This is a genomic window from Pantoea nemavictus (assembly GCF_037479095.1).
Classification (GTDB): domain Bacteria; phylum Pseudomonadota; class Gammaproteobacteria; order Enterobacterales; family Enterobacteriaceae; genus Pantoea; species Pantoea nemavictus.
This window is the reverse complement of record NZ_JBBGZW010000002.1, coordinates 385444-397208: the sequence shown is the minus strand read 5'-3', so window position 1 is coordinate 397208 and position 11765 is coordinate 385444. Positions and strand designations below refer to the sequence as shown.

General features: G+C 58.8%; 2 protein-coding genes. Both read left to right on the top strand.

What is annotated here, in order from left to right; all coding sequences use genetic code 11:
• Positions 1-20 precede the first annotated feature (20 nt).
• A complete protein-coding gene (locus WH298_RS21440) occupies positions 21-5171 on the top strand; it encodes an Ig-like domain-containing protein (RefSeq protein ID WP_180823977.1) in 5151 nt (1716 codons plus the stop codon).
• A gap of 346 nt (positions 5172-5517) precedes the next feature.
• Complete coding sequence (locus tag WH298_RS21435; RefSeq protein ID WP_180823976.1) at positions 5518-11601, top strand: Ig-like domain-containing protein; 6084 nt, start codon at positions 5518-5520, stop codon at positions 11599-11601.
• Positions 11602-11765: the final 164 nt, after the last annotated feature.

Below are 11765 nucleotides of genomic sequence, written 5' to 3'. Positions count from 1 at the left end.
ACACTCTGGCGGATTGAGACATGACATTAAATCTTACGTTGTTAAACGATGGCGTTGCTTCGCAGCGGGTCACGCTGCCGCAAGGCAAAGCATTCAGGCTTCAGGCCGTGGCGGGCAACCGCTATGTGATCACCCAGGGCGCGGAGAAAACGGCGGCGGGTCCTGAACATCTGTTGCTTAAACGTAAGGGCAAAAACCTCGAGATCCGCCAGCCCGGCGAGGATGAACCGCAGCTGATCATTGTGGATTACTACGATCTGCCCGGCGATGTGATGGGGCTGGATGCCAGCGGCGCGCTGCACGAGTACATTCATGCCGCCGATGCCAGCATTGATGCTGATGCGTTCACCGACGATCAAAGCGCGGTGATGATCATGAGCCGCAGCTCACAGGGGCCGGTCTCCGCCTATTCACCGCTGGGCGACAACGGCTTTTTAAAAGCCATGGCGGCCTTTGCCGGTCTGCTGGCGCTGGGCGGCGGCGTGCTGGCGCTGCAGAACCAGCACAGCGGTAAAGAGAGCCCGATTCCGGCACCGACCATCGTGCAGGGGCATGATGAGCGCGGCGGCGAATCCGCCAGCCTGCAGCATGGCGCGGTCACCGGCAATGCGCAGCCGGATATCAGCGGCCAGGGCAGCGCGCCGGGCAACCTGATTCATATCTACAGCAACGGTGAATGCCTGGGCTCCGGGGTGGTGGCGGAAGATGGCAGCTGGAAAATTAAGCCGCTGGCTATGGCGGAAGGGCGACATCAGCTGACGGCGGTAGAGAGCACGCCGCAGGGCAAAATCAGTGCGGCGTCGGTTCACTTTGAGCTGCACATTGACCTCACGCCGCCGGCGGTATCGCTGGATAATCTGGCGGATAACGTCGGCAGCCTGACCGGCGATATTCCCTCCGGTGGGCTGACCAACGACACGCAGCCGTGGCTGAGCGGACGCTCAGAGCCCGGTGCAAAAATTGAAATCACCATTAACGGCGCGGTAGTTGGCACGGCAATAACCGACGCCGACGGCAACTGGCGTTTCCGCACGCCGGTGCTGGAAGAGGGCGCGCAGCGTATCAGCGTCACCGCCATGGACGCAGTGGGCAACACCAGCAAGCCGACCGCGGATTACCGTGTTGAAGTGGATACGCAGATTGCGAAACCGACCATCAGCAGTATTACAGACGCGGTTGAAGGCGGCGTGACCGGCGCGATTACTAACGACGGCACCGGGCTGACCAACGATGCTCGCCCGGTACTGAGCGGCAAGGTCGAAGCGGGCAGCCTGATCACCATCTACGACGGCAGCACGGCAATACACAGTTTTGTATCCACCACCTCAACGTGGACGTGGCAATTCCCGACGACCGGGCAGTTCAGCGACGGCGAACACGTTTTACGCGTAAAGGCGGTGGATAAAGCGGGCAACACCTCGGTGCTGTCGGATCCGTTTACCATTAACGTCGACACGCAAATCGCGCGGCCTACTATTTCCAGCATCGTTGATGCAGTGGCGGGCGGCGTCACCGGCGCGATTACTAACGACGGTACCGGCCTCACCAACGACAACCGCCCGGTACTGAGCGGCACGGTTGAGCCGGGCAGCCTGATCACCATTTACGACGGCAGCACCGCGATCCACAGCTTTGTGTCCACCACCTCAGACTGGACGTGGCAGTATCCAACCACCGCACGCTTCAGCGACGGCGAGCACGTGTTACGCGTGCAGGCGGTGGACAAAGCCGGCAACACCTCGGTGCTGTCGGATCCGTTCACCATCAACGTCGACACGGAAATTGCACAGCCTACTATTTCCAGCATCGTTGATGCGGTAGCGGGCGGCGTCACCGGCGCGATTACTAACGACGGCACCGGGCTGACCAACGATAACCGCCCGCTACTCAGCGGTACGGTCGAGCCGGGTAGCCTGATCACCATCTACGACGGCAGCACCGCGATCCACAGTTTCGTGTCCACCACCTCAGACTGGACGTGGCAGTACCCGACCACCGGGCGCTTTAGCGACGGGGAGCACGTTTTGCGCGTGCAGGCGGTGGACAAAGCCGGCAACACCTCGGTGCTGTCGGACCCGTTCACCATCAACGTCGATACCCAGGTTGCACAGCCAACGATTTCCAGCATCGTTGATGGCGTGGCGGGCGGCGTCACCGGCGCGATCGCCAACGACGGCACCGGGCTGACCAACGATAACCGCCCGCTACTCAGCGGTACGGTTGAGCCGGGCAGCCTGATCACCATCTACGACGGCACGACGGCGATCCACAGTTTCGTCTCCACAACCTCAGACTGGACGTGGCAGTACCCGACCACCGGACGCTTCAGCGACGGCGAGCACGTTTTGCGCGTGCAGGCGGTGGACAAAGCCGGCAACACCTCGGTGCTGTCCGATCCGTTCACCATCAACGTCGACACGGAAATCGCGCAGCCTACTATTTCCAGCATCATTGATGCGGTGGCGGGCGGCGTCACCGGCGCGATTACTAACGACGGCACCGGGCTGACCAACGATAACCGTCCGGTACTCAATGGCACGGTTGAGCCGGGCAGCACTATCACTATTTACGACGGTAATACGCCGATTCACAGTTTCGTTGTGACCGGATCGACCTGGACGTGGCAGTACCCGACGACCGGGCGCTTCAGCGACGGCGAGCACGTCTTGCGGGTGCAGGCGGTGGACAAAGCCGGCAACACCTCGGTGCTGTCGGATCCGTTCACCATCAACGTCGATACCCAGGTTGCACAGCCAACGATCTCCAGCATCGTTGATGCCGTGGCGGGCGGCGTCACCGGCGCGATCGCCAACGACGGCACCGGCCTGACCAACGACAACCGCCCGGTGCTGAGCGGCACGGTCGAGCCGGGCAGCCTGATCACCATCTACGACGGCACAACGGCGATCCACAGCTTTGTCTCTACCACCTCAGACTGGACGTGGCAGTACCCGACGACCGGTCGCTTCAGCGACGGCGAGCACGTGTTACGCGTGCAGGCGGTGGACAAAGCCGGCAACACCTCGGTGCTGTCGGATTCGTTCACCATCAACGTCGACACAGAAATTGCGCAACCCACCATCACCAGCGTGGTCGATGCGGTAGCGGGCGGCGTCACCGGCGCAATTACCAACAACGGCACCGGGCTGACCAATGACAACCGTCCGGTACTCAGCGGCACGGTCGAGCCGGGCAGCCTGATCACCATCTACGACGGCACGACGGCGATCCACAGCTTCGTTTCAACAACATCTGACTGGACATGGCAGTATCCAACCACCACGCGCTTCGGCGACGGCGAGCACGTGCTGCGCGTGCAGGCAATAGACAAAGCGGGCAACACCTCGGCACTGTCGGATCCGTTCACCATCAACGTCGACACGCAAATCGCTCAGCCCACCATCACCAGCGTGACCGACACGGTAGCCGGCGGCGTCACCGGCGCGCTGCCGAACGATGGCACCGGGCTGACCAACGATGCGCGCCCGGTGCTTCGCGGCACGACAGAAGCGGGCAGCCTGATCACCATCTACGACGGCGCGACGGCAATCCACAGCTTTGTCTCCACCACCTCAGACTGGACGTGGCAGTACCCGACGACCGGACGCTTCAGCGACGGTGAGCACGTGTTACGCGTGCAGGCGGTGGACAAAGCCGGCAACACTTCGACGATATCCGATCCGTTCACCATCAACGTGGACACCGAAATTGCTCAGCCCACCATCGCCAGCATCGTTGATGCGGTGGCGGGTGGCGTGACTGGGGCTATAACCAATGACGGCACCGGGCTAACTAACGACGCGCGTCCGGTACTGAGCGGCACGGCAGATCCTGGTAGCCTGGTCACGATTTATCGTGATGGACTGCCGATTGGCAGCGAGCGTGCCGACGCCGTGACTGGCGCATGGAGCTGGCAATACAGGGGTAGCGCGATGTTTGCCGATGGATCTCACGAGCTGACCGTGAGAGCGTCCGACATCGCGGGGAATGTCTCTGCACCGTCTGATAGCTTCATCATTACCGTTGATACCACGCTTCCTCCTGCAGTTGCTGATGTCTCATGGGATGGCGAAACGCTGACGATTGGATTTGATAGCAGCGAATATCAAGTGGGCGATACGTTAATATTGTTGATTGACGGGACTGAAGTCAGACTTCCGCTGGATAGTGCCCATCTGGCCGCTGGAAGCGCGAGCGTGCCATGGTCTTCAGCCGCACGCGGTAACTTTGATGAACTGCTGGTTAAGGTGATAGACCTGGCCGGAAATATATCTGAAGGCCGTACGCTGGAGAGCAACAGTTCAATTTTACATCAGGAAAATTTTGAACGGCAGGCTTCAGTATCCTTTACCAACGGGCAAACTTTTAATTTTGCGGGTTTCGACGTCAATGTAATTAGAGCCGCATCAGGAGGATTTTTCCGCGGTATTGCCGGCTGGGAATCACCGTCTCCTACCATGGCGTTGACCTTCTGGGGAACGACCAAAGTTGAACTGGTATTGCCTAACGCAGACAGTGACTATATTTCGTTTACCGCAGGGGATTTTAATAATACAGAACGGTTTACCGTGGTGTTTTATGACAACATGGGTGTTGAAGTTGATCGTCAAATACTCACGCCGGGTTCTGGACTTATTCAGGAAATAAGGGCAACGCTGCCGTTTGGTAAGACGTTTTCCAAGGTTACTCTTGAACTGAACACTTCAGGTGTCTGGATTGATAATATCGTCATGGGCAAAACTAACTACGATCTGTCAGCAGCTACTAGCGCGGATTCTGGCCCCGTAAGCTTTAGTGCTTTTGGTTTGCATAGTGAAGCTTATGAGGATTCCGCCATCAATCTGGCAAGTGCAGTTGAACCTTCCGCGCTGGAAACCACAGAGCGGGTCGATGGGCAGCCGCAATTGACGGTCACAGCGTCTGACCTGCTGGTGATAAGTAATGATGACCTATTCCTCGATGAGGGGATCAAACAGGTGATGATCAACGGTGATGCAGGAGACGTTGTTAACCTGTCAGATTTACTGCCAGCAGGAGCGGAAATGAATGGCTGGAATCAAGCCGGTAATGTGACGCATGCAGGTGTGAATTATCAGGTCCTGCAACATTCTGAAGTCGACGCTGAGTTTTTGATCCAGCAGGATGTAATTATTAATCTACACGGGCATTAATTTCTATTTACAGTTTAAGCGCCCAACGTAAGCAGCAATATAAAGTTTAAATTAAAAATCAAGGCCGGATTATTTCTAGCCTTGATTGTTTATCTACTTATTTTTATGTTGTCCCTGCGAGTATTAACCGCACTTCAAGTGACCGTTTAACGGTATCTGTTTATGACATTCATTCTTACAGTAACGAGCTGATGTCGTTATTTAATTACTTCTAATGTCAATCCTGCGGTTAAAAATCCAAGCCGCGTCTCGTATTACCTCCACTGTTCATTTGAGACAATTCCCATATAACACCACCCATCTTCCTACAGGGCTGGTTCTGTACAACACTCAGGCGGATTCAGACATGACATTAAATCTTACGTTGTTAAACGATGGCGTTGCTTCGCAGCGGCTCACGTTGCCGCAAGGCAAAGCATTCAGGCTTCAGGCCGTGGCGGGCAACCGCTATGTGATCACCCAGGGCGCGGAGAAAACGGCGGCGGGTCCTGAACATCTGTTGCTTAAACGTAAGGGCAAAAACCTCGAGATCCGCCAGCCCGGGGAGGATGAACCGCAGCTGATCATTGTGGATTACTACGATCTGCCCGGCGATGTGATGGGGCTGGATGCCAGCGGCGCGCTGCACGAGTACATTCATGCCGCCGATGCCAGCATTGATGCTGATGCATTTACTGACGATCAAAGCGCGGTGATGATCATGAGCCGCAGCTCGCAGGGGCCGGTCTCCGCCTATTCACCGCTGGGCGACAACGGCTTTTTAAAAGCCATGGCGGCCTTTGCCGGTCTGCTGGCGCTGGGCGGCGGCGTGCTGGCGCTGCAGAACCAGCACAGCGGTAAAGAGAGCCCGATTCCGGCACCAACCATTGTGCAGGGGCATGATGAGCGCGGCGACGAATCCGCCAGCCTGCAGCATGGCGCGGTCACCGGCAATGCGCAGCCGGATATCAGCGGCCAGGGCAGCGCGCCGGGCAACCTGATTCATATCTACAGCAACGGCGAATGTCTGGGCTCCGGGGTGGTGGCGGAAGATGGCAGCTGGAAAATTAAGCCGCTGGCTATGGCGGAAGGGCGACATCAGCTGACGGCGGTAGAGAGCACGCCACAGGGCAAAATCAGTGCGGCGTCGGTTCACTTTGAGCTGCACATTGACCTCACGCCGCCGGCGGTATCGCTGGATAATCTGGCGGATAACGTCGGCAGCCTGACCGGCGATATTCCCTCCGGTGGGCTGACCAACGACACGCAGCCGTGGCTGAGCGGACGCTCAGAGCCCGGTGCAAAAATTGAAATCACCATTAACGGCGCGGTAGTTGGCACGGCAATAACCGACGCCGACGGCAACTGGCGTTTCCGCACGCCGGTGCTGGAAGAGGGCGCGCAGCGTATCAGCGTCACCGCCATGGACGCAGTGGGCAACACCAGCAAGCCGACCGCGGATTACCGTGTTGAAGTGGATACGCAGATTGCGAAACCGACCATCAGCAGTATTACAGACGCGGTTGAAGGCGGCGTGACCGGCGCGATTGCCAACGACGGCACCGGGCTGACCAACGATGCTCGCCCGGTACTGAGCGGCAAGGTCGAAGCGGGCAGCCTGATCACCATCTACGACGGCAGCACGGCAATACACAGTTTTGTATCCACCACCTCAACGTGGACGTGGCAATTCCCGACGACCGGGCAGTTCAGCGATGGTGAGCACGTTTTACGCGTGAAGGCGGTGGATAAAGCGGGCAACACCTCGGTGCTGTCGGATCCGTTTACCATTAACGTCGACACGCAGGTTGCGCAGCCGGTGATTTCCAGCATCGTTGATGGCGTGGCGGGCGGCGTGACCGGCGCGATTAGTAACGACGGCACCGGCCTCACCAACGACAACCGCCCGGTGCTTCGCGGCACGGCAGAAGCGGGCAGCCTGATCACCATTTACGACGGCAGCACCGCGATCCACAGCTTCGTTTCAACAACCTCAGACTGGACGTGGCAGTATCCGACCACCGCACGCTTCAGCGACGGCGAGCACGTGTTACGCGTGCAGGCGGTGGACAAAGCGGGCAACACCTCGGTGCTGTCGGATCCGTTCACCATCAACGTCGACACGGAAATCGCGCAGCCTACTATTTCCAGCATCGTTGATACGGTGGCGGGTGGCGTCACCGGCGCGATTACTAACGACGGCACCGGGCTGACCAATGACAACCGTCCGGTACTCAATGGCACGGTTGAGCCGGGCAGCACTATCACTATTTACGACGGTAATACGCCGATTCACAGTTTCGTTGTGACCGGATCGACCTGGACGTGGCAGTACCCGACGACCGGGCGCTTCATTGACGGCGAACACGTGCTGCGGGTGCAGGCGGTGGACAAAGCCGGCAACACCTCGGTGCTGTCCGATCCGTTCACCATCAACGTCGACACGCAAATCGCACAGCCAACGATTTCCAGCATCGTTGATGCGGTAGCGGGCGGCGTCACCGGCGCGATTACAAACGACGGCACTGGCCTCACCAACGACAACCGCCCGGTACTGAGCGGCACGGTCGAGCCGGGCAGCCTGATCACCATCTACGACGGCAGCACCGCGATCCACAGCTTTGTCTCCACCACCTCAGACTGGACGTGGCAGTACCCGACGACCGGGCGCTTCGGCGACGGCGAGCACGTGCTGCGCGTGCAGGCAATAGACAAAGCCGGCAACACCTCGGTGCTGTCCGATCCGTTCACCATCAACGTCGACACGCAAATCGCACAGCCAACCATTGCCAGCGTGACCGACGCGGTTGCGGGCGGAGTGACCGGTGCGATCGCCAACGACGGCACCGGGCTGACCAACGACAACCGCCCGGTACTGAGCGGCACGGTCGAGCCGGGTAGCCTGATCACCATCTACGACGGCAGCACCGCGATCCACAGTTTCGTCTCTACCACCTCAGACTGGACATGGCAGTATCCGACGACCGGGCGCTTCATTGACGGTGAGCATGTGTTGCGCGTGCAGGCGGTGGACAAAGCCGGCAATACTTCGCTGCTGTCCGATCCGTTCATCATCAACGTCGACACGGAAATTGCACAGCCAACGATTTCCAGCATCGTTGATGCGGTAGCGGGCGGCGTCACCGGCGCGATTACCAACGACGGCACCGGGCTGACCAACGATAACCGCCCGGTACTTAGCGGTACGGTCGAGCCGGGCAGCCTGATCACCATCTACGACGGCAGCACCGCGATCCACAGTTTCGTGTCGACCACCTCAGACTGGACGTGGCAGTACCCGACGACCGGTCGCTTCAGCGACGGCGAGCACGTCTTGCGGGTGCAGGCAATAGACAAAGCGGGCAACACCTCGGTGCTGTCCGATCCGTTCACCATCAACGTTGATACGCAAATCGCACAGCCAACGATTTCCAGCATCGTTGATGCGGTAGCGGGCGGCGTGACCGGCGCGATTACCAACGACGGCACCGGCCTGACCAACGACAACCGTCCGGTACTCAATGGCACGGTTGAGCCGGGCAGCACTATCACTATTTACGACGGTAATACGCCGATTCACAGTTTTGTTGTGTCCGGATCGACCTGGACGTGGCAGTACCCGACGACCGGGCGCTTCAGCGACGGCGAGCACGTTTTGCGCGTGCAGGCGGTGGATAAAGCCGGCAACACCTCGGTGCTATCGGACCCGTTCACCATCAACGTCGATACCCAGGTTGCACAGCCAACGATCTCCAGCATCGTTGATGCCGTGGCGGGCGGCGTGACCGGCGCGATCGCCAACGACGGCACCGGCCTGACCAACGACAACCGCCCGGTGCTGAGCGGCACGGTCGAGCCGGGCAGCCTGATCACCATCTACGACGGCACGACGGCGATCCACAGCTTTGTCTCCTCCACCTCAGACTGGACGTGGCAGTACCCGACGACCGGGCGCTTCATTGACGGCGAGCATGTGTTACGCGTGCAGGCGGTGGACAAAGCCGGCAACACCTCGGTGCTGTCCGATCCGTTCACCATCAACGTCGACACGGAAATTGCGCAGCCAACTATCACCAGCGTGGTCGATGCGGTAGCGGGCGGCGTGACCGGCGCAATTACCAATGACGGCACCGGCCTGACCAACGACAACCGCCCGGTACTCAGCGGTACGGTCGAGCCGGGTAGCCTGATCACCATCTACGACGGCAGCACTGCGATCCACAGTTTCGTGTCGACCACCTCAGACTGGACGTGGCAGTATCCAACCACCGCACGCTTCAGCGACGGCGAGCACGTCTTGCGGGTGCAGGCGGTGGACAAAGCGGGCAACACCTCGGTGCTGTCCGATCCATTCACCATCAACGTCGACACAGAAATCGCACAGCCAACGATTTCCAGCATCATTGATGCGGTGGCAGGCGGCGTGACCGGCGCGATCGCCAACGACGGCACCGGGCTGACCAACGACAACCGCCCGCTACTCAGTGGCACGGTCGAGCCGGGCAGCCTGATCACCATCTACGACGGCAGCACCGCGATCCACAGCTTTGTCTCCACCACCTCAGACTGGACGTGGCAGTATCCGACGACCGGTCGCTTCAGCGACGGCGAGCACGTTTTGCGGGTGCAGGCTGTGGACAAAGCCGGCAACACTTCGACGTTATCCGATCCGTTCACCATCAACGTCGACACGGAAATTGCGCAGCCTACTATTTCCAGCCTCGTTGATGCGGTAGCGGGCGGCGTGACTGGCGCGATTACTAACGATGGCACCGGCCTCACCAACGACAACCGCCCGGTACTCAGCGGCACGGTCGAGCCGGGCAGTCTGATCACCATCTATGACGGCACTACGCCGATCCACAGTTTCGTGTCGACCACCTCAGACTGGACGTGGCAGTATCCGACGACCGGGCGCTTCATTGACGGCGAGCACGTGATACGTGTGCAGGCGGTGGACAAAGCCGGCAACACCTCGGTGCTGTCCGATCCGTTCACCATCAACGTCGACACAGAAATCGCGCAGCCCACCATCACCAGCGTGACCGACACGGTAGCGGGCGGCGTCACCGGCGCGCTGCCGAACGATGGCACCGGTCTCACCAACGATGCGCGCCCGGTGCTTCGCGGCACGACAGAAGCGGGCAGCCTGATCACCATTTACGACGGCGCGACGGCAATCCACAGCTTTGTCTCCACCACCTCAGACTGGACGTGGCAGTACCCGGCAACCGAGCGCTTCAGCGACAGCGAGCACGTGCTGCGGGTACAAGCGGTGGACAAGGCCGGTAATATCTCGGCGCTGTCCGATCCGTTCACCATCAACGTGGACACCTCGGAGCCGGTCGCACCGGTCATTACCATCGGCAGTGACAATGTCGGAGCACTCACCGAAGCGATCTTTAAAGGGCGCATTACGGATGACACCACGCCGACCTTCAGCGGTACGGCCGAGCCGAACTCGGTGGTGTATTTGTACGATAACGATAACTTCCTCGGTTCGTTCCGGGCCGACGGCACGGGCGCGTGGAACTGGACGCTGCCCGAACTGATGCCTGGCCTGCACAATCTCACCGCCTATAGCCGTGATGCGGCGGGGAACAAATCTGCGATCTCCGAGCCGTATGATTTCAAACTCGGCACGGTGTGGGATTTCAATGACGGCACCTTTAACGGCTGGACTATCCTCGGCCATCACGCGCGCCCTGATGACACGTTCGTCAGAGCCACTGCAGGTGGGGGTTACCAATTGGAGTTCATTACGCGCAGTACTACGGTTGACTACAGCGGTGACATCATGAGCCTGCAGATCAATGTTCAGGCAGGCGAAACCTATGACTTCAACTTTATTCTCAGTCGTATCACTTCGTACACATTGGTGAATCAAGCCGTTCTGGCGTTAACGGTGGATGGGGTACCGGTAAGTGCCTATTACACGGTGGCAGATACCCCACAAAAAGTGGAAGGGTCGTGGGTGGCAACCACTACCGGTACCGTTACGTTGGCCATCAACAACCGCACTGCTTCCGGCCATGGTAATGACTTCTGGATCGATGATATTGCCATTGCGCTGCACAAAGAGGCCGAACCCTCGCCAGCGGTTTCTAGCCTGGCAGATGCACCGGCCATTGCGTCCAGCGACGCTGCACATCAAATCGATATGAACGAGCAAAACCTCTCCACGCTGAGCCTGAATCTGCAGGATGTGCTCAGTGGCGGCGAAAGTGACCTGTTTATCAATGACGGCAAGATTCAGTTTAAAGTCACCGGTGAAGCGGGACGCGAGTTGACGCTAAGTGACTTAATGCCGGATGGCTCGGACAGCGGTGAATGGAACAGCGTCGGTAACGTAAAAGTGGCGGGCGTGGAGTATCAGGTGTTCCAGCACAGTAACCAATCGGCGGAACTGCTGGTGCAGATGGGCATTCATACCACGTTAGATAATCACTAACTTTATTTCAGTCTGTAAATTAAACCGCTGCCCTGAAAGCAGCGGTTTTGTTATTTAACCGCTGTAACGCACACGTAAACTCACAGGCTTGTCTTCACCGTATTTCTTTGAAATAACGTAGAAAAACCCTCTTTCCTACAGCTAAATCCTCCGCATTCCTACAT